Source organism: Williamsia sp. z34 (assembly GCF_059553395.1).
Genome location: NZ_JCANWW010000002.1, coordinates 596,609 through 614,921, shown reverse-complemented (window position 1 = coordinate 614,921; position 18,313 = coordinate 596,609). Strand labels below are relative to the sequence as shown.

Annotated in this window: 17 protein-coding genes and 3 pseudogenes; 12 read left to right on the top strand and 8 right to left on the bottom strand. The window is 62.5% G+C overall.

What is annotated here, in order from left to right; genetic code table 11:
* Nucleotides 1-76 precede the first annotated feature (76 nt).
* Both AC51GT_RS07205 and AC51GT_RS07200 read left to right on the top strand, forming a co-directional pair.
* Complete coding sequence (locus AC51GT_RS07205) at nt 77-619, top strand: hypothetical protein (protein ID WP_496328308.1); 543 nt, start codon at nt 77-79, stop codon at nt 617-619.
* Between the two features lie 862 nt (nt 620-1,481).
* Nucleotides 1,482-2,540, top strand: coding sequence for a tyrosine-type recombinase/integrase (locus tag AC51GT_RS07200; protein WP_496328307.1), 1,059 nt, complete (start codon nt 1,482-1,484; stop codon nt 2,538-2,540).
* A 760-nt stretch (nt 2,541-3,300) separates the two neighbouring features.
* Here AC51GT_RS07200 and AC51GT_RS07195 read toward each other — a convergent pair.
* The 3 genes and pseudogenes from AC51GT_RS07195 to AC51GT_RS07185 form a co-directional block, all read right to left on the bottom strand.
* Nucleotides 3,301-4,008, bottom strand: a complete 708-nt coding sequence (locus AC51GT_RS07195) for a DUF6319 family protein (protein WP_496328306.1) — start codon at nt 4,006-4,008, stop codon at nt 3,301-3,303.
* Between the two features lie 43 nt (nt 4,009-4,051).
* A pseudogene (locus AC51GT_RS07190) lies at nt 4,052-4,168 on the bottom strand (TetR/AcrR family transcriptional regulator); the annotation flags it as partial.
* Nucleotides 4,169-4,219: 51 nt separating this feature from the next.
* Nucleotides 4,220-5,794 carry an FMN-binding glutamate synthase family protein gene (locus AC51GT_RS07185; RefSeq protein ID WP_496328305.1) on the bottom strand — a complete coding sequence of 525 codons (1,575 nt, stop codon included), beginning with the start codon at nt 5,792-5,794 and terminating at the stop codon, nt 4,220-4,222.
* Between the two features lie 153 nt (nt 5,795-5,947).
* Here AC51GT_RS07185 and AC51GT_RS07180 point away from each other — a divergent pair, with 153 nt between their 5' ends.
* The 6 genes and pseudogenes from AC51GT_RS07180 to AC51GT_RS07155 all read left to right on the top strand — a co-directional run bounded on the left by AC51GT_RS07180 (nt 5,948) and on the right by AC51GT_RS07155 (nt 9,595).
* Nucleotides 5,948-6,292 (top strand): hypothetical protein, encoded by a 345-nt coding sequence (locus tag AC51GT_RS07180; RefSeq protein ID WP_496328304.1) that lies wholly within the window; start codon nt 5,948-5,950, stop codon nt 6,290-6,292.
* A gap of 169 nt (nt 6,293-6,461) precedes the next feature.
* Nucleotides 6,462-7,151: pseudogene (locus tag AC51GT_RS07175) on the top strand (energy-coupling factor ABC transporter permease); the annotation flags it as partial.
* Between the two features lie 27 nt (nt 7,152-7,178).
* Nucleotides 7,179-7,556 carry a PDGLE domain-containing protein gene (locus AC51GT_RS07170; protein ID WP_496328487.1) on the top strand — a complete coding sequence of 126 codons (378 nt, stop codon included), beginning with the start codon at nt 7,179-7,181 and terminating at the stop codon, nt 7,554-7,556.
* Nucleotides 7,557-7,558: 2 nt separating this feature from the next.
* A complete protein-coding gene (gene cbiQ / locus AC51GT_RS07165) occupies nt 7,559-8,317 on the top strand; it encodes a cobalt ECF transporter T component CbiQ (RefSeq protein WP_496328303.1) in 759 nt (252 codons plus the stop codon).
* Nucleotides 8,314-9,042 carry an energy-coupling factor ABC transporter ATP-binding protein gene (locus AC51GT_RS07160; RefSeq protein ID WP_496328302.1) on the top strand — a complete coding sequence of 243 codons (729 nt, stop codon included), beginning with the start codon at nt 8,314-8,316 and terminating at the stop codon, nt 9,040-9,042. The genes cbiQ and AC51GT_RS07160 overlap by 4 nt, the downstream gene beginning before the upstream one ends.
* Before the next feature lie 91 nt (nt 9,043-9,133).
* Nucleotides 9,134-9,595: a Fur family transcriptional regulator gene (locus AC51GT_RS07155; RefSeq protein ID WP_496325590.1), complete on the top strand. Its 462-nt coding sequence runs from the start codon at nt 9,134-9,136 to the stop codon at nt 9,593-9,595.
* A gap of 52 nt (nt 9,596-9,647) precedes the next feature.
* On the opposite strand, the gene AC51GT_RS07150 is transcribed toward AC51GT_RS07155, so the two are convergent.
* Entirely contained in the window at nt 9,648-10,991 is a 1,344-nt protein-coding gene (locus tag AC51GT_RS07150; RefSeq protein ID WP_496325879.1) for an ABC transporter substrate-binding protein, read from the bottom strand.
* Nucleotides 10,992-11,232: 241 nt separating this feature from the next.
* A complete protein-coding gene (locus AC51GT_RS07145) occupies nt 11,233-11,772 on the bottom strand; it encodes a hypothetical protein (protein WP_496325589.1) in 540 nt (179 codons plus the stop codon).
* 113 nt (nt 11,773-11,885) lie between these two features.
* Here AC51GT_RS07145 and AC51GT_RS07140 point away from each other — a divergent pair, with 113 nt between their 5' ends.
* Nucleotides 11,886-12,488 carry a TetR/AcrR family transcriptional regulator gene (locus tag AC51GT_RS07140; RefSeq protein ID WP_496328301.1) on the top strand — a complete coding sequence of 201 codons (603 nt, stop codon included), beginning with the start codon at nt 11,886-11,888 and terminating at the stop codon, nt 12,486-12,488.
* Nucleotides 12,489-12,522: 34 nt separating this feature from the next.
* Here the strand turns inward: AC51GT_RS07140 and AC51GT_RS07135 are convergent, their stop codons facing one another.
* A complete protein-coding gene (locus AC51GT_RS07135; RefSeq protein ID WP_496328300.1) occupies nt 12,523-13,530 on the bottom strand; it encodes a LacI family DNA-binding transcriptional regulator in 1,008 nt (335 codons plus the stop codon).
* A 132-nt stretch (nt 13,531-13,662) separates the two neighbouring features.
* On the opposite strand from AC51GT_RS07135, the gene AC51GT_RS07130 reads away from it, so the two are divergent.
* Together AC51GT_RS07130 and AC51GT_RS07125 are read left to right on the top strand one after the other, a co-directional pair.
* The gene (locus AC51GT_RS07130; RefSeq protein WP_496328299.1) at nt 13,663-15,039 is read left to right on the top strand and encodes a uracil-xanthine permease family protein; all 1,377 of its coding nucleotides are present in this window, start codon (nt 13,663-13,665) and stop codon (nt 15,037-15,039) included.
* A gap of 37 nt (nt 15,040-15,076) precedes the next feature.
* Nucleotides 15,077-15,664: a phosphoribosyltransferase family protein gene (locus tag AC51GT_RS07125; protein WP_496328298.1), complete on the top strand. Its 588-nt coding sequence runs from the start codon at nt 15,077-15,079 to the stop codon at nt 15,662-15,664.
* 51 nt (nt 15,665-15,715) lie between these two features.
* On the opposite strand, the pseudogene AC51GT_RS07120 reads toward AC51GT_RS07125, so the two are convergent.
* Nucleotides 15,716-16,863, bottom strand: a pseudogene (locus AC51GT_RS07120) (RNA polymerase sigma factor).
* Complete coding sequence (locus AC51GT_RS07115; protein ID WP_496325583.1) at nt 16,860-17,267, bottom strand: YciI family protein; 408 nt, start codon at nt 17,265-17,267, stop codon at nt 16,860-16,862. The pseudogene AC51GT_RS07120 and the gene AC51GT_RS07115 overlap by 4 nt, the downstream one beginning before the upstream one ends.
* A 258-nt stretch (nt 17,268-17,525) precedes the next feature.
* On the opposite strand from AC51GT_RS07115, the gene AC51GT_RS07110 reads away from it, so the two are divergent.
* Entirely contained in the window at nt 17,526-18,311 is a 786-nt protein-coding gene (locus AC51GT_RS07110) for an SDR family NAD(P)-dependent oxidoreductase (protein ID WP_496328486.1), read from the top strand.
* The last annotated feature ends 2 nt before the right edge of the window (nt 18,312-18,313 follow it).

Genomic DNA, 18,313 nt, shown 5'->3' with positions numbered 1-18,313 from the left:
GGTGTAGGTTTTTGCAATGGCTGGAGCAACCTGGGATGGACTGAGAGCGCGTAACGCCGCTGCTACAGAACTTAATATGTCGGGGTCGATGCGGGCGGCTGGTCCGACGGACACAGGCCGCGTCGACGATGTGTTCTTGTTTTGGCACGGCCGCGGTGGCAAGTGGTGGATCGAGCGTCCCGGCGAGGTCGTATTCGCTTCATCGACACCCGATGAAGAGGTGCCCGTCGCACGGATGGTCGGTGGTCAGATGGTGTACCAACGGACAACCGGCTCAATAGTAATCGGCCGCGTTTTCGGTCCGCGGAGCTTGTTTGGTCCGCGATCGGTGCTGGTGGAACGCGGTCGGGGACTGCGGGCGATCAAGTGTCCGCAGGAAGTCAATGTTGGCGGCCGCCTTTCGTGGTCGGTTATGACCGCCACTCCAGTTGGGACAGTGACCGAGCTGGTGTTCGACGACCGTACAGGCATTGTCGTGCGCGTCGCGAGCGATGACCACGACATGTCCCTGGAAGTGAGTGACCTCGTCGAGCACGATGAGCTGCCCGCATCTCGGTTTCAGTTCGTCGGCCCCGTCGTTGAACCCCACGAACGGATATCTTTCTCGATGAGTTGGTAGCCAGTCCGTCATCTCGTGAGCGACTAACGCATCTGTACCGCCGTCTATTGGATCAATCCCGGTAGCGGTAGCGGGTCTGACGGTTGCCTGGTCAAGTCACGGAAATGGTTTGCACCAGTGTTCGGTTGGTCGTCGCGGTTCGGCGGTCGGCGCCTTCATAGACGTCGATTGCAAATGGGTTACGTCGCAATTCGAGCAGGCCACCTGCGATCGCATCTGCCGGTAGCCAGAACGAGATGTGCGCCGTGGCAGCGGATGCTTGTGTCCCGCCGCCGATCTCGTTTACACGGTGTCGAGTTATTCGCGCGTCACGCGAATAACCAACCTACTACTTGACATAATGTTTCTTATCGGCGCGTCGATATAGCGAGTTCAAGAGGGGCATCGGCGGCGAAACCGGTCTGCGTCTGTTTGATCCAAAACGGATTCAGGGTATGCCCAAGAACGCGTGAGCGTTGTCCGACGTCGCGCAGATTCCACGTCGACAAGCGTACGAGCAATTCGGCTATCAGCCTTTTCTGCCACCAGAGCTCTCACTCATGTCCGATCGGTCGCTCGGGTTCCTGGGTGCGCCGGCGCGATGTCTACACATAATTGAAGGCGTCCGAATTATCAGAGGCCGTTTGTCATGCATCGGCGCCCTTATTTCGATGATGAACGAAGGTGTCGGGCGTAGCTTTAACTGCTCAAAACGTCACTGTGACAATACTTCTGCGTGCGGCTGGCTGTCGGTGAAATCTCTCAAATGGCCGCGGCAATACCTCGCATGCGCGGCTGGTTGCGGTATGTATACTGGTCAGATTGCTGCGTCCTAGCATTTGATGGATAACCAACATTATCCATCAAATGCTAAGATTTCTCTATGGCCTTTGGTGCGATTGATGACGACCGTTCCTCCGCGGATCACCATTCGGCCTATCCAATCTGGTTCTTGGAGTTCATAGATGACCGGCAAACCCTCAAGCTATCGCCGCATACGATTAAGGCCTACCGTCAAGACTTTCTGGCGATCGCATCGCGCCTGGTGCCGGTTCCATCTGAGATGTTGGTCAGCGACATAGAGAAATCGGGAATGCGTGTGGCGTTCGCAACTTACGCTGTTGATCACGAGGCTGCGTCGATCCGGCGATGTTGGTCCACTTGGAACGTGCTGTGTACGTTTCTGTTTACTTCAGAGCTGATCAATGCGAATCCTATGCCGCTGATAGGTCGACCGAAACTCGCGAAATCGTTACCGAAGGCGCTTCCGCCGTCGAGTGTTGAGGCGTTGGTAAAAAACGTTGGAAATCAGAAGGTTTCGCCTCGAAAGACTGATTGGAACGAACGAGACACGGCAATAATCTTGACGGCGGTACTTGCTGGTCTTCGCTCCGAGGAATTAAGGCTGCTGGACGTGAAGGATATTCGGACAATCTCAGATGGGAGCGCCGTGCTACACGTCCAAGGAAAAGGAAACATGGAACGGGCAGTACCAATTGAGGCGGGTCTGCTCGAAGTCATCAGGAAATATCTGGAAAGCCGGCGCGTGCGATTTCCGGATTCGGCCAGATCAGTCGCGCGCAAGGCGGCGGCGGACCCGCTTGCCGGTTGGAAGCGATCACTCCCCCTGTTCGTTGGTCACGATGGAGAACGAATCACCAGAGGCACTTTGCAGTCGCGACTGCGGCGCGCCTTCAACTTGGCCGGCCCTGACGCGCAACGGGTTCCAGGAGCTTTGCTGCACAGCCTTCGCCACACGTATGCGACGGAGCTCGCGAAATCTGATGTAAGCGTTTACACCTTGATGAAGCTCCTCGGTCACGAGTCGATGGCCACATCGCAACGGTACGTTACGGCAGCAGGAACGGAGACCCGAGAAGCCGCAGCGCAGAACCCGCTGTATCACCTGGCGGATGTGGAGGGCGAAACGAAACCATTATGAGTCCGATCACGAGCAAAGAATGTCGTATCGCCTACAGGTATCGGATCCATGCGCCCGTCACGAGGCCGATCCCAATGTAGCTCCCCTGACCGCAATCGACGGACGTAAAGCCTGTCTGGTCGGCCGGCCTACTGGTGCGGTGGTAAAAGATTCGCACACCCGCGGACTCGCCGGTATTGAGCCCGAGGCCAAAACAGTCGAGCTCCACGACGTAACGACCCCCGGATGAACAGTTGGCAGACACCCCATGGCGGTAGTCGTAGATTGAGCAACCCGCGGGCGCGGCATTTGCTTGTCCCGCAGTAACTGCACCCGCTCCTGCCATGAGCGCAAGCGCGAACGCTCCAGTCGCGATCCTTCTGCTGTTTTTCATCGCGCACCTATCGTTGAGGTTGTCATGTGATCTGCCAATCGGCGATTGGTCATCGCTTGTTACCGCGCTCCCCTTGAAACACTTACCCACTCATTAGCGTCACCATGACGATAATGCGGAGGGGCCGGTTCTTGGACTCCGTTGTGGCACGGGCGAGAACCGCGGCGGTCTAAGTCGAAAGGTTCAGCGCGACGGCGCCTTTGGTTGGCTCCGTGACTCCCCCACTGGCGATATCTATTCCTTCACCGGTGCAGCGACGACACTGCGATCGAAGAGACTGTCGCCGCGATGGCCGACTTGCACCGACGTCGTCGCCGCCCAACTTGCGATCGATGGCATCGACATGGAGCTGCTTGAAACCTTCTAGAACACGGCCTGGATTCGCTGTTAGCTGTCTGTGCCCTGCACGTCGAGGTGGGCCAGCACTGCTCGCGCCGCTTCGAGTTCATGGCTGAGCTCGTCGATTCTCTTCTGGGCCGCCGCGCGCGCCGATTCGATCATCGTGTCGACTGCCGTGATCGCGGCATCGTCGCCGAGCATGTGCATCGCTCGCGCCACCCGGTCCGAGGTCACCTCGGTGGGCTTGCCTTTCTTGGTGCCGTGCGACACCAACACCGTCCACGTGCTCTCGCCCACCGACGTGAGGGTGACGCTGACCGCGGTGGCAGGCTTGGCGCGTCGGGGCGCTTTCGGCGGGGCGGATTTCTGTTCCACTGGTCTGGCCTTCACGGGTTCGGGTTGCGTCTTGGGTTCCGGTGCAACGGTTCTGGGTGGTTTCGGGGGGCTTGCGGGTGCGGGCGTCGACGCCTTGACCGGCCGCTGACGCACCGGGGTCGTGGAAGTTGCGGGCGTACGGGTCTTCTGCAGTTCGTCGGCCTCGAACGGCAACTGATCGTTGACGCCCTTCGGGCTGACCATCACCGTTGACCCGGCGACGGAGATCACTCGCGCCGATGCTCCGGCGGCGAGGTCGAGCGACGGCATCGGATCACGGAGGTAGACGGTGACCCGCTTACCTGCGGCGAGTGCCGTGGACATCGTTTCCAGGTCGTCGGTGGTCAATCCGCTGTTTCTGCGCGCGTTCACGCCAACCATATTCGCACATGCGTGCGAAAGAAGTGTGATCGGTTGACTGGTGTTCGAGCAAGACTGTCTCGCGCGACTCGAAATACCGTAGGACGTTCGACTTGGCCAGGCCCACCCGCCGACTGAGCCCGTTGAGGCTCACCTCGGCCACGGGCATCTCGTCGAGCATCGCCGCCGCGCCGCCGCCACCGATCGGCAACCTGTTACGACGACCTGGTGTTCAACCCGTGGCGGACGGCGATGGCGGCGCCGAACCGCCCTGAGAGGACGACGTCATCAACCGGATGATCTCCTCGCGGTCCGCGAGGGAAGGAACACCCATATTCGGCGTGTACCCGTAGACCTTGTCCAAAGGTGTTGAACCGGTACGGCCCTCGATGATGTCGACGGAGGTCGTGTCGATGAGCCCGGGATGCTCGACGCCACACGCCTCGGCGACTTTGACCAAATCGCGGCGTAGCGTTTTGATGTAGTTCGCTGCCCGTTCGGCTTTGACCTCCGGCACCAAGCCGCGGGCCAACCAGCTGTTCTGGGTGGCCACACCGGTGGGACAGGTGTCGGTGTGGCACTTTTGGGCCTGGATGCATCCGATCGCGAGCATCGCTTCGCGGGCAATGTTGACCATGTCGCATCCGAGCGCGAACCCGACGATCGCGTTGTCGGGCAGACCGAGCTTGCCGCCGCCGATGAACGTCACGTCCTCATGGAGTCCATGTTCGGCGAAAATGCGGTACACCTGGGCGAAGCCGAGCTGGAACGGGAGCGACACACTGTCGGTGAAGATCAACGGTGCAGCTCCCGTTCCGCCCTCCCCGCCATCGATGGTCACGAAGTCCACTCCCCTCCCTGTCTGATTCATCAAGTCGGCGAGTTGATACCAGAAATCGAGATCACCGACTGCCGCCTTGATGCCCACCGGCAGTCCGGTTTCGGTGGCGAGCAGTTCGACCCAGTCGAGCAGGCTGTCGGTGTCGGAGAACTCCGCGTGCCGGGAAGGACTGATGCAGTCACGCCCCTGCGTAACGCCGCGCGCGGCCGCGATCTCGGCCGTCACCTTGGGGGCCGGGAGTACGCCACCCAGACTGGGTTTGGCACCCTGGCTGAGCTTGATTTCCAACGCACGTACCGGCGCGCCGCTGACCACGTCCTTCAATTTGTCCAGATCGAAGCGGCCGTCGTCGTCGCGGCAGCCGAAATAGGCGGTGCCGATCTGAAAGATCAGATCACCGCCATGGCGGTGATAACGGGAGATGCCGCCTTCCCCGGTGTTCTGCAGGCAGCCGGCCAGTGCAGCACCCCGGTTCAGGGACTCCACTGCGTTGCCGGAGAGCGACCCGAAGCTCATCGCCGAGATATTGACAACCGACGCGGGGCGAAATGCGGCACGTCGGTGTCGTGCCGCACCGATCACCTTTGCGCAGGGCACCTCGATCTCGTGCGCTGCAGCCGGTGCCGACGGCGGGACGGCGCGACCGAAGGTGCGGTGCTTGATCACCGGATAGCCGGCGGTGTACTCCATATCGTTGTCGGTGCCGAAGCCGAAATAATTGTTCTCCTTTTTCGACGAGGCGTACACCCATCGACGCTGGTCGCGGGTGAATGGACGCTCCTCGTTGTTCGCCGCGACGAGGTACTGCCGCATCTCCGGCCCGATGGCTTCGATGAGGTATCGGGCGTGTCCGACGAGGGGAAAGCTGCGCAACAGGGCGTGCTTTCGTTGGAAGAGATCGCGCACGACCACAGCGGCTGCCGCCGAAGCAGCAGCTGCTGTCACGACAGAAGAAGCCCGCTTCATGACGTCAGCGTAAACCGATCTCATCGCCAGATGTCCCCGTGTCGTCATCTTGATACCCGATCGACCCTGGGGCAACTCGTCTCGCAGGGTTCTCGATTGGAAGTCGCCGACGCGGATGGATGGGCGACCATATACTTCCGCTAGGCTCTCGGCGTGAAGCGGAAACCCGGAAAGACAACGACACCGCCCGCCGCGAATTTCCTTGGGGCCCTGTCTGCGTTCACCCTCGCAGGGTCCTTCTGGGCGCTCGTGCAGGCGGTGGACTGGTCGGGAAATGTGACGAGCCACCGCACTCCCGGGACCGCGCCGTACAAGGGGTACGAGAGCAAACACTGGGGAATGGGTGATCGACTGGTGGTGTTCTTCGGGTTCGATTCCGATTCAACAGCGGTCGTGTCTGACGCCCTGCTCTGGACGTCTCGCGTCGGCTTTGCGGTCACCGCGATACTCATCGTGCTGATTGCACGAATCATGATGGCGGCGAAGTCGACTGGATGATCTCGGTCCAGGAACTCATGGACGATCTTGCGTGTGAGTTCACAAGGGCGACAAGCACTCTCCCGTATGGTCGCCAAAACGGTCACCGAAAGGGACGAATCGGTCGTAGGAATGGAAAGCGGCCCGGACGGTCTTGCCAGTGACTTGCATCACGCGTAGCGTCCGGTGAATGAGCAGTACCACCACTGCGATGCATATGAGCGACGGCATAGTCGATGCGCCGACGTCGCTGCTCTTTGCCGGGATTGCAGTGTGTGGTCTTGTATTCGCGGTCTGGCGGGCGCGATCAGAGCTCGACGAGCGAACCGCGCCGATGGCGGGGCTGGTCGCCGCCTTCATCTTCGCGGTTCAGATGGTCAACTTTCCCATCCTGCCGGGCGTGAGCGGCCACCTCCTCGGTGGCGCGTTGGCCGCGATCCTGGTCGGGCCGTACGTCGGGGCGCTGTGTGTGGCAATCGTGCTCGTGGTGCAGGCATTGCTTTTCGCTGACGGTGGTCTCACCGCACTGGGTACCAACATCACGAATATGGCGCTGATCGGTGTAGCTGTCGGTTATGTCCTTGCGCGACTGCTCGCTCCCCCATTGGTTTCCCGTGGTGATGCGGGAATGGCCGGCATCGGATTCGTTGCGGCCTTGGTCGGTACCGTCGCTGCGGCGATGGGTTTCGTGCTCGAATACGCGATCGGCGGAGCGTCGGGGTCCACCGTCGGTGAGGTGTTCGGCTACATGTTGGCTACCCATCTCCTGATCGGGGTCGGCGAGGGCATCATCACCGCGATCACCGTTGTGGCGGTGGCCAAAGCGCGGCCGGATCTGGTGTATCTGTTGCGCGCCGTGCGCCGAACAGACAGCGCGCGAGGTACTTCGGCCCATACCGGCCGAAAGATGACCAGATTCTTGCTGGTTTTCGCCGCGGCAGCATTTCTGGTCGCCGGCCTCTTGTCTTACGTCGCCAGTTCACAGCCCGACGGTCTCGACGCAACGACGCAGCGGGGGTGCACCGTGGTCGAGGTCGACGGCACCGAACAACTCGACGGTCACTGCATTGCACAGAGCGCCGGTGAACACCATCGCTCCGAATCTTTTCTCGCCGACTACACCATCAACGGCAGCGAGACACTCACCGGCGCAGCGGGAATCGTGGGCGTGATTGCGGTCTTCGCGCTTCTGGTCGCGGTTGTCCGGCTGATCCGGCTGGGTAGACCACACCCGGCATTCGTTGCGCCCGCGAACACCTCCGACACTCGCAGCCAGGCACCATAACAGTGAGCGCGGGTAACTCGCTCTACCTCCCGGGCAACTCACCGGCGCACCGCGCCGCCGCCGAGGTGAAGATCGTTGCCGCGGTCATCGCGGTGTTCGCCGTCGTCGCCACGCCGCGAGAGTTGTTCTGGCCGTTCGGATGTTACGCCGCGATTCTCCTCGGAGTCTGGTGGTGGGCGCATATCCCGTTGCGCTGGATCCTGCCTCGGATGGTGATCGAACTGCCTTTCGTGATCCTTGCCGTGCTACTCCCCTTCGCTGACGGCGGACCACAGACCGAGGTTCTCGGTGTGTCACTGTCGACGCAGGGGCTCTATGCAGCATGGGGCATCGTGGCCAAAGGGACGCTCGGTGTCGGGGTTTCGCTGACCCTGGCTGCCACCACCAACGTCCGCGATCTGCCTGCCGGGCTGACCCGGCTACGGGTACCCGGAATCATCGTCACCATTGTCGTGCTGATGCTGCGGTACGTGGATCTGCTTGTCGCAGAGGCCATGCGGATGCGGATGGCTCGGATCTCGCGGGGCGACGATCCGCGCACCCTGCGCCAGGCCGGGGCCACCGCGCGTGGCGCCGGGGCCTTGTTCCTACGCTCCTATGAACGCGGAGAGCGCGTCCACCTCGCCATGCTCTCGCGGGGATTCAGCGGAACGGTCCCCCACTACGGGGCGATCCCGGCGACCGCGTCGACCTGGGTGGTGGCCCTGATCCCGACCACGGCTGCGGTGGCTGTCAGCGTCTGCGCCTGGTGGTGGCAATGACAGCGTTGTCGGCGGTCGCGGCGGGGACCGTGCGGGTGGTGAACCTCAGTTTCGCCTATCCGGACGGAACCGGCGCGCTGCATGATGTGAGCATCCACCTGCCCGCGGGTGAGCGGGTCGCTGTCCTCGGTCCCAACGGCGCCGGGAAGTCAACCCTCATGTTGCAGCTGAACGGCGTGTTGACCGCGGATTCCGGTGAGGTCCACATTGGTGACATCCGGCTGGGGCCGGACACCGTGCGCGAGGTCCGGCGACGTGTCGGTCTGGTTTTCCAGGATCCCGACGATCAGCTGTTCATGCCGACCGTCGCCCAGGATGTCGCCTTCGGACCCGCCAACTTCGGGGTCGCCGGTTCTGACCTCGACGACCGGGTCGCCGAGGCGCTCGCCGCGGTGGGTATGTCCGACCGCGCCGACCGGTCGCCCGCGCATCTGTCGGTCGGCGAGCGCCGACGCGCCGCCCTGGCCACCACGCTGGCCTGTCACCCTGATGTCCTGGTACTCGACGAGCCGGCGGCCAACCTTGATCCCGTCGCCCGCAGAGAGCTGGCCGAGGTTCTGACCCGTCTGCCGACCACGATTGTGATGGTCACCCATGACCTGCCGTACGCACAGCGGATCTGCACACGAGCCCTGATCCTCGACGGCGGTCGGATTGTCGCCGATGGCGACATTGCCGATATCCTCGGCGACCCGGACCTTCTCGAACGGCACCGCCTTGCCTGAACTGTTCCCGCACCATCTGGTGAGCACCCGCCGGTCGGTTGCCTGGACATGGATGGTTGGCAATGCGGGTATTCGGCGCGACACTGGACGTATGCCCGGTGCCGATATGACCAGCGACGTCGCGGTCGCCCAGGCGCGTGCGATCCTGCAACACCACAGATTGCGGTGTACTGCTCCCCGCGTGGCCGTGATGAGAATACTTGCGGCCGAACCCGCGGTCGGGCATCTGAGCGCACAGCAGATCGTTGAGCGCCTCACCGACCAAGGCGACCTCGTCGACCTGACGACGGTCTACCGCACGCTCACCACCATGGTCGAGGTCGGGATCCTGCACGCCCTCACCGTCGGCGACCGCGTCACCACCTACGGACTGGCCGAACAACCCCACCACCACGCGGTCTGTACCCGATGCGACGCCGTGATCGAAGTGCCCGCCGAGAACCTCTCCGAGGCCCTTGCCCGTGCCAGCGACGGCAGCCAATTCGTACTGCCGGCCACCGCGGGGCTGACCCTGCACGGACTGTGCCCGACCTGCCAGGACAAAGCGAAATAGGTATTCGGTGTCGACGAGTTGGCATCGACACCGAATATCCGTCTTGGGGAGCCTATTTCACGTCGGCCATGGTCTTCCCGACGTCGGCAAGGGTCATCGGCACCCCATAGTCCTGCGTGTACTTGTAAGGCGGAGTATCGCATCGGTATTGACCGTTGTCAGGCTGGAAGTCGGGGGTCTCCCAACCCGACGATGTCGCCTTTTGTGCGTTGAAACACGGGGACGGCGGCGTGGGTTCGGCAAGATTCTGCGGCGCCGTCAATCCGCCGCCCGTCCAGGCAGTCTCGGACTTACCGGCGTTGTAGAGACACGTCCGGGTCAGCTCGTCACCGCAACTCGCCGCCGACTTGGCGAACAGCAACCAGGACGATATCGCCCGGATTGCCGGCAGCGTGAGCTCCGCATCGGGAGCGTATTTGGCGTAGAGCGCGAGCAGTTCCTTCATCGCCGGCTCCGTGCTGTTGAACGGGCTCACCCCGCTGAGGTCGACGTAGTTGTTCTGGTAATCGGCCGACGAACCCAGCAGTTCGATGAACTGCTGTCCGTACGCGTTGTTGTTGGCATCGATCCAGTCGAGCTTGTACTCCATGGCGGTCAAGACACTCTCGAGCTTGGCCAACTGCGTGAACTGACCGTAGAAGATCAGACCCTTGACGCCCTTGTTCTTCATGGCCTGGGCGTAAGGGGTCCAGTCCGAAATGCCCATCGCCGGATACAGGTCGTTGTAGACAAACGTTCCGCCCGCGGCCTCGGTGGACTCGACAGCCTGTTGCCCGATCGACTTCGTCAGCGGCGAATCGCCGTTGATGATCCCCACCGCATTCACCGACTCCGGATATGCCTCGTTCATCAGCCAGCTACGGAAAGCGAAGAACGGATCGTAGCCGGCAGTTGTGGCCGGCGAAGCAGCGATCTGCAGGTCAGAGCCGGTCGCCGCCGGTTGCACCGACTGCGCTACGAAGTCTGGCAAGGTGCAACCGAGGCGTTCCTTGACACCCAGGCCGTCCAACCCACTGCCGCCACCGACCAGGGCGAAGTCCTCACGGCAGGCCGCGATCATCTGCTGACGGGATTCCATCAGCTTGGCGTCGCGGGTGTTGGCGACAATCTTGCGACCATTGATACCGCCGAGGTCATTGCACCACGAGGTGAAGACCTTCGCCGCATTCACAAACTCTTCATTCTTGGTGAAACCCACATCCGAGAACACCCCTACCCGGATTTCGGTGTCGGTAACACCCTGCGTAGGTGAACCTTTCGCAGATCCCGACTGGCAGACATCGGTCAGGTCGCCGAAAGAACTCGAGGCAGATTCCGACGATGCCGAGCCCGCCTCGTCTCCCCCATCCTCACCATCACCTCCTCGGGAACCACAGCCGGCAAGCAGCACCACCATCGCTATCAGAGCGACGAGCAAACGATGTAGCTTCACAATTCTCTTCCTTCTTTCAAGGACATCGGCAGCCCGAGGCGTGCGATGCGTCCAGTCTTTTCGGCATCCGAAATAGGCCTGTCGTGCAGGGATGGTCGGACCTGGATCACAACTGGTGTCCCACAACAGAAACGGGGTTGTCGAGGATTCGCCGGCCGGTCGCCACAGTGGGGCATGGCGACCGGCCGACGCCGTTGGCCACTACTCAGATGGTGACGTTTGCCTTGTCGAGGCAGCGATGCAGGGCATCGAGGTAGTCCGAGGTGCCCTGGAATGGACCGCTCACGCCGATCGCGACCTGGAGGAATGGACTGTATTCATCGTTGACGTGGGTCTCCCATCGCGTGACCTCACCATCGGCATTGGTGTTCACGAAACTGTATGAATAGAAGCCCATTCCGGTGCCGTCGGCGGTATGACCCTGCCACCTGGTCTTCATCACGAACCCGTCGGATGCCGGCCAGTACTTGAAGCTCGCCGGCTTCCAATCGGCGAAGGTCAACGAATACGCCTTGGCCTCCATGGTCGCGGCTTGTGCTGTGTCCGAGGGAAAGTCGCTCATCAGGAACTCTTGATCCCCGGTGAAATACGGTGAGGTGTACACCGCTTCGGGTGCGAATTTCCAGGCCTCGTGACCCTCGTCGTCGGTGTACTCTTCGCCTTCCTGCACGCCCTGACGAAGGTAGGCGTTGCTGTAGCTCTCCGCCATCCGGCCGTGATGAGCAATTCGTTCTTCGAGATTCATTCGGGTGTGCTCCGTTCATTCTCAGATGACAACCAATGTGCCGAGAGCCTCCGCAGTGACGGGGGTCACCTTCCGGCTGAAAGTGAAAGTAGCCGATCGGCTATCCTGGCGTGATGGTTTCAAAGAAACACGCATCCGAGGTGCACCTCGGATCGATCCCGCGCAGTGCGGCGCAGACGCGGATCATCACCGCTGCACTGGCGTTGTTCGCCGAACAGGGCGTCGGCGGAACGTCATTGCAGATGATCGCCGATTCCATCGGTGTGACCAAGGCGGCCGTCTATCACCAGTTCAAGTCCAGGGACGACATCGTCCGCGCGGTCGCCGAGACCGGCCTGGCTCGGCTCGAAGTCGGACTCGAGGCCGCGCAGGGTCAGGAGAGTCGCGAACTCGCGCGCACGTATCTGATCAACGATCTGATCGATATCGTTGTCGAGCGCCGAGCCATGATGGCCATCCTCCAGCACGACCCCGTGATGGCCCGATTCGTCTCAGAACATGAACCGTTTCGGCACCTGATAGAGGGCTTGTACGGGCTATTGGTCGATGACGATGCCGAGACAAATGCCGAGTCGCGGGTTCGCGTGGCGATGTTGTCGGCGGCCATCGGCGGCGCCCTCGCTCACCCGCTGGTCAAGGATCTTGATGACGAGATACTCAGATCCGAGCTTCGGCACCTCACCGGGCGACTTTTCGTTCGCCCCGAGTCGCCCTAGGCAACGCACGTATTCGGCAAATCTCTCGGCGTCTTCATCGGGTGGAGGCTCGCTCGACGAGTTGTGCAGGCACAATGCGTGTTACGGCCTCGTCGGGCTGTTGATCGGCGACCAGCATCTTCACCAATTCGTGGCCCAGTCGTTCGGGACCGAGGTCGAACGTTGTCAGCGGAATCGGACCGGTGCGTGAGACATTGCTGTCGCTGGAGGTGACCACCTGGATGTCTGCCGGGATCGACAGACCTGCGTCGTTGATCGCCTGCAACGCAGGTTGCACCAGCGCTTCGACGAGGATGTACAGCGCATCAATCCGATCGGGTCCCTCGCAGGCCTGCCGCACCAGTCGATGACACTCGTCCCAGGTGGTCGACGGATGCAATTCCAGGACCTGTCCGGCACCGGCTGTCAGGGCCCGGAACGCCTGTGCATTGTCATGCATGTAGGACTGACCGGTGTTGGCGGACAACAACATCGGACGATACGACCGCGTTCGCGTGAACAACTCGACGACCTGGCGGCACTGCTCGGTCTTGTCGTTGTCGGCCCATCGTCCGCGATCGGGGTGCGCAAGATCGCGTCCCATGGTGACCGCGGCGATCCCGCCGTCGTCGAGACGTGCGAGCAGCGGATCGGACGGAAGGGGGTCGATGAGTACCGCACCGTCGAAAGGCATTCCATCCACACGTAATTCGATCGAGTCGCTCGGTAGCAGGACGGGATACCGGTTGTGCTCCCAGGCTGCACTGCAGACCGAATGGACGAGTCGGACGACGAACTCGAGGTCGTCCCACCGCCAGGTGCTCTGCGGCGGGACGCGATCGATCACGGCGATCAGCCCGGTCTTTCCCGATCGTAGGTTGGCTGCGCCCGGATCCGGCCGGTAGCCGAGTTCGTCGGCGGCCTGCTTCACGCGAGTCCGCGTCGCTTCGCTGATGCGTCCGGTGCCGTTGAGTGCCAGGGACACCGTGCTCGCCGATACGCCCACATGCACCGCGACCTCACGGATGCCGACTCGTTTGGGTGATCGCCGAACGCTCGTCATTCACACCCCCTGCAGTCCGGAAGGCCACTTTACGGCACCCGTCGAGGCGCGAAACAAGGCCGTAACAGAACCGCTCTAACCTCCCCTTTCGTATTGGTAAATCGTTTGATCAACGTCCCGTTGGAGGGTTCGATGGAGCAGGTGCCGTTCAAGGCTGGTTTCGACGACCGTGTGCCGTGGCACCGTGCGTTCTTCTACGGCGGGCAGCACCTGTTGGCGCTCACCGGGCTGTGGGTGTTCCCGGCTTCACTGGGTGCCGCGCTCGCGCTGGAGCAACGGGACGTGGCGTATGTGATCCAGGGTTGCTTCTTGCTGGCCGGACTCGTCACGGCCCTGTCGTCGTCGCGGATCCTGAAGCTCCCGATCGTTCAAGGACCCACCGCCGCGATCTTGGTCGCGCTCATCTCGATCGGTGCGACAGACGGACTGGACGCCGCATTCGGCTCGATGTTTGTCGCCGGCCTGCTCTCATTGTTGTTGGCCATTCCCTTCAAGAGGCTCGGGATCTACGGGCACATAGCCAAATTCGTGGCAAATCCGATTGTGTTCGGAACCATGTTCCTCGTACTCGGCGCACAACTGGCCGGGATCGGGGTGGGCGGCTGGTTCGGTCAACAGGGTACGTCGAGCTACGGCTGGCCGAGCGTGTTCGTCGCGCTGGCCGGCCTCGTCACGGTCATTCTCTGTATGGCGCTCGGCGGTGGGACGATCATCAAACGCGGCGCCGTCGTTTGGGGTATCGCCGTCGGTACGGTCGTCGCCTGGATCACCGGTGTGTCCGATGTGCCCGACGTGTCCGGGTCGTCGATCATCGGAGCCCCTGAGCTCCTGCCCTTCGGGTTTTCTGTCTCGTGGGCCGGGGTGTTCCTGATGATGATCGGGTTCTTGCAGGCAGCGTCCGAATCCATGGGTGTCTACGGACTTCTCGGGCGATGGAGTGGCAAGCCCATCGACGTCGACCGCGCAAATCGTGGCCTCAGCGCCGAGTTCATCGGTTCGGCCGTCGGTGGCCTGTTCGGTGGTATCGGCACCACGTCGTATCCGGAGAACGCCGGAGTCCTGCGGATCACCGGCCTCGCGTCCCGAATGGTGACCGCCGCAGCCGGCGTCCTGTGCATCGTCCTAGCGTGTATCCCGAAGTTCGCGATGTTCCTCGCCGGCCTTCCCGGCCCCGCACTGTCCGCCGCGGCCACCATCCTGTTCGGTGTGATCGCGTTCTCGGGAGTCCAGCAACTCGCCTCGGTCGAGTGGGACGATCTGAACATCCTTGTCGGAGCGGTGTGTTTCATCGTTCCGCTCGGATTGCAGTTCATGCCCGAAGATCTCGTCGCCGAATTGCCGGACGCGGCCTCGAGTGTCCTCACCAGCCCGATGATGGTCAGCACGATCTTGCTTCTGACCGTCCATCCCCTTCTCAACGTCGGACTCCGGCGCTTCCTCGAACGCCGACGGGCGCCGATCGAGCACACAACGGACCTCGACCCGCAGAACGTCGGGGCGAACCGGTGACGACAACCATCGATCAGACAGAAATGGGTCATCCAGCATGAGCGCAACGTCCTACACCGCCCAGATCGGTAGTCAATCAGTCGATCTGCCGCTCATCGAGATCAACGACGAGCTGACCATCGCCCTGCTCATGACGATCGATCACGGTGTCGCCTTCAATGAGGTGGCCGGCCGTGAACTGGCAGATCTGCTTCGCGAGGCCAAGGTCGATCTGGTTGCATCCGCTGCGACACTGGGGATTCCGGTCGCGATCGAGGTCACCCGTGCCCTCGGGTTGGACGACTACCTCATCCTCCAGAAATCGAACAAGGTCCACCTGAGGGAAGCGCTCAGCGAACCGTTGAAGTCGATCACCAGTGACGGCCGCCAGCGCCTGCTTCTCGACCCCGCGCGGCTCGGTCAGCTCAACGGTGCCCGGGTGGCATTCGTCGACGACGTCATCTCGTCCGGCGCCTCGGTCCACGCAGCAATCACCTTGCTGGAGAGGGCCGGTGCCGAGGTGGCTGCGATCGGCGCACTGCTGACCGAGGGCGACCAATGGCGGGAGGTTCTGGGCCCGCGGGCAACCATGGTGCGGGCACTCGGCACGATTCCGACGTTTTCCGGCCCGGCCAACCCCACCTGAGCGCAGGTCATCGGACGTCGGCCGCTTCTCGTCTGGCGGTGTCCGAACTGATCAGGCTCGCAACAACTGTCGAACACGCGCGGCCTCGCGGGTCAGGTGGTCGCGTTCCGGCGCGCTTGTCGCGTGACGAGATGCCGCGGCATACAACTCCGCGGCAACCTCGAGGTCGCCTGCGCGTTCGTGCAGGTACGCCGATACCGCAGTGTGGCGAGGTAGTCCTGGATCGACCTCGGCGAGTGCAGCAAACCCGGCCTGGGGGCCATCGGACTCCCCCACCGCCACGGCCCGGTTGAGCCGGACCACCGGATTGTCGTTGATGTGCAGCAGTTCGTCATACCATTCGACGATCTGTACCCAGTCCGTCTCGGCGGTGCTTCGAGCATCGGCATGCAACGCGGTGATCGCGGCCTGGGCCTGGTATTCCCCGAGTCGGTCGCGTGAGAGAGCGTCTTCTGCAGTATCCAGACACCCTCGGTGATCATGGTTGTGTCCCAAAGATTTCGGTCCTGGTCAGTCAGAGGCACCAGACGGCCGCCGGGTCCGGTCCGGGATACGCGGCGAGCATGGTGGAGCAGCATGAGTGCAAGGAGCCCGGTGACCTCGGGTTCGTCGGTCAGGGCAACAACCTGTCGGGTGAGGCGAATGGCTTCGGTCGCAAGGTCGACGTCGCCGCTGTAGCCCTCGTTGAACACGAGGTAGAGCACCCGTAAGACGGTCCCGAGATCGCCGTGCTGGTCAAGCCGAAGACCGGTGATCCGCTTCTTGGCCCTGCTGATCCGTTGGGCCATGGTCGTTTCGGGCACCAGGTATGCCGACGCGATCTGGCGTGTGGTGAGGCCACCGACCGCTCGCAGCGTCAGGGCGACGGCCGCAGCCGCCGACAGCGAGGGGTGCGCACACAGGAAGTACAGCTGCAGCGTCTCGTCCGTTTCGGGTGCCGGACCGGGATCCGGCTCGATCTCGATGGCGAGTTCCCGGCCCCGCCGCGAACTCTCGGCGCGAGCAGCATCGAGAAACCTGCGCCACGCCACGGCCACCAGCCATGCCTTGGGGTCGCGCGGCGGGTCGTCCGGCCAGGATTCCAGAGCCCGGATCAATGCTTCCTGCACGGCATCCTCGGCCGACGCGAAGTCCGCCCCGCGTCGGACGAGGACACCGATCACCGCGGGCACCAGATCCCGCAGCAGGGATTCGTTCACTCGGTCACCGTGGGCGGGTGGCTCAGAAACGGCCGGACCTCGAGCCACTCGTGGATCGGTTTGCCACCGGCCCCGGGCGCCGCGGACAGTTCCCCGGCCAGTTCCACGGCGCGATCCCAGGAGGGAACATCGATGATCATCCAGCCGGCGATGAGGTCTTTGGTCTCGGCGAACGGACCATCGGTCACCGGTGGACGCCCCTCGCCGTCGGATCGCACGAACGCACCATCGGGCGCGAGTGCCTGTCCGTCCACATACTCACCAGATCCTTCCAGGCGGTCTGCGAAATCCTGCATGAACTTGATATGCGCGTCGACCTCATCCGGCGTCCACTGGTCCATCGGTACCGGGTCACCGACGGGAGTCGGGCCGCCTCGGTAGTGCTTCAGCAGCAGATATTTCATGGTGCTTCTCCTTCGTCGTCGCGGCACCTCCTGGCCGCTCGTATACCTGGGACGGTGCCACCACTCCATTCTCGACATCCGTCCGCCACGAAATGATCTGTTTCCATCAAGGGCTGCTCGTGCACGTCATCGGGTCTACCATTCGACGTGGATGTGGTCGTGCCGATATGGGTCGGGGTGCCCGGTCGATCGCCTGACGCCTCACCGCTGACGGTCCAGCGGGTTGCCTGCGGTGTCTGCGCCAACGATCGGATGCGGATGGATCTGGGTCTCTCAGGAAAGTTGGCGGTCGTCACCGGCGCCAGCAAAGGTATCGGGTTGGCGGTGACCACCGCGCTGACGGAGGAAGGCGCCCACGTAGTCGCTGGTTCACGGAGTCGGGGTCCCGATCTCGCCGGTCTGGAAGATGCGGGCCGCGTGACGTTCGTTCCGGTGGATCTGTCGACACCCGAAGGTCCGGTCGCGTTGATCGAGCAGGCCAAAGCACTTGGCGGTGTGGACATTCTCGTCAACAATGCCGGGGCGGTCACCCCGAGGCCGGCCGGGTTCGTGAGCGTGACCGACGACCAGTGGTACGAGTCCTGGGCGCTGGGACTCATGGCAACCGTCCGGACCACGAGAGCTGCGATTCCTGAACTGCTCCGACGTGGCGGAGGAACGATCGTGACTGTCAGCTCGGTCAACGCCTTTCTCCCCGATCCCGGAGTGGTGGACTACAGCGCGGTCAAGGCGGCCCTGACCAATGTGTGTAAATCACTCTCGAAAGAACTCGGTCCGCGGGGAATACGCGTCAACACGGTCAGCCCCGGACCGGTGTCCACCGGCCTGTGGCTCGGCGAGGGTGGCGTTGCGGAGACGATCGCCGCGGCCGGCGGCGGACAAGCCGATGAGGTGGCCAAAAGTGCAGCGGCGCAGTCGGTCACCGGGCGGTTCACCACACCCGACGAGGTAGCCCACCTGGTGGTCTTCCTGGCCGGAACGGCATCTGGCAATGTGACCGGATCCGATTTCACCATCGACGGCGGCCTGATCCAGACGCTGTGAAC

Excerpts from the sequence above, each read along its gene's own strand:
- AC51GT_RS07140 (WP_496328301.1), top strand. The coding sequence starts at position 11,886 with ATGGTTTCAAAGAAACACGCATCCGAGGTGCACCTCGGATCGATCCCG.
- AC51GT_RS07155 (WP_496325590.1), top strand. The coding sequence starts at position 9,134 with ATGCCCGGTGCCGATATGACCAGCGACGTCGCGGTCGCCCAGGCGCGT.
- AC51GT_RS07115 (WP_496325583.1), bottom strand. The coding sequence starts at position 17,267 with ATGAAATATCTGCTGCTGAAGCACTACCGAGGCGGCCCGACTCCCGTC.
- AC51GT_RS07145 (WP_496325589.1), bottom strand. The coding sequence starts at position 11,772 with ATGAATCTCGAAGAACGAATTGCTCATCACGGCCGGATGGCGGAGAGC.
- AC51GT_RS07195 (WP_496328306.1), bottom strand. The coding sequence starts at position 4,008 with ATGGTTGGCGTGAACGCGCGCAGAAACAGCGGATTGACCACCGACGAC.
- AC51GT_RS07200 (WP_496328307.1), top strand. The coding sequence starts at position 1,482 with ATGGCCTTTGGTGCGATTGATGACGACCGTTCCTCCGCGGATCACCAT.
- AC51GT_RS07135 (WP_496328300.1), bottom strand. The coding sequence starts at position 13,530 with ATGACGAGCGTTCGGCGATCACCCAAACGAGTCGGCATCCGTGAGGTC.
- AC51GT_RS07160 (WP_496328302.1), top strand. The coding sequence starts at position 8,314 with ATGACAGCGTTGTCGGCGGTCGCGGCGGGGACCGTGCGGGTGGTGAAC.
- AC51GT_RS07150 (WP_496325879.1), bottom strand. The coding sequence starts at position 10,991 with ATGGTGGTGCTGCTTGCCGGCTGTGGTTCCCGAGGAGGTGATGGTGAG.
- AC51GT_RS07125 (WP_496328298.1), top strand. The coding sequence starts at position 15,077 with ATGAGCGCAACGTCCTACACCGCCCAGATCGGTAGTCAATCAGTCGAT.
- AC51GT_RS07170 (WP_496328487.1), top strand. The coding sequence starts at position 7,179 with ATGACCAGATTCTTGCTGGTTTTCGCCGCGGCAGCATTTCTGGTCGCC.
- AC51GT_RS07205 (WP_496328308.1), top strand. The coding sequence starts at position 77 with ATGTCGGGGTCGATGCGGGCGGCTGGTCCGACGGACACAGGCCGCGTC.
- AC51GT_RS07110 (WP_496328486.1), top strand. The coding sequence starts at position 17,526 with ATGGATCTGGGTCTCTCAGGAAAGTTGGCGGTCGTCACCGGCGCCAGC.
- AC51GT_RS07185 (WP_496328305.1), bottom strand. The coding sequence starts at position 5,794 with ATGAAGCGGGCTTCTTCTGTCGTGACAGCAGCTGCTGCTTCGGCGGCA.
- AC51GT_RS07130 (WP_496328299.1), top strand. The coding sequence starts at position 13,663 with ATGGAGCAGGTGCCGTTCAAGGCTGGTTTCGACGACCGTGTGCCGTGG.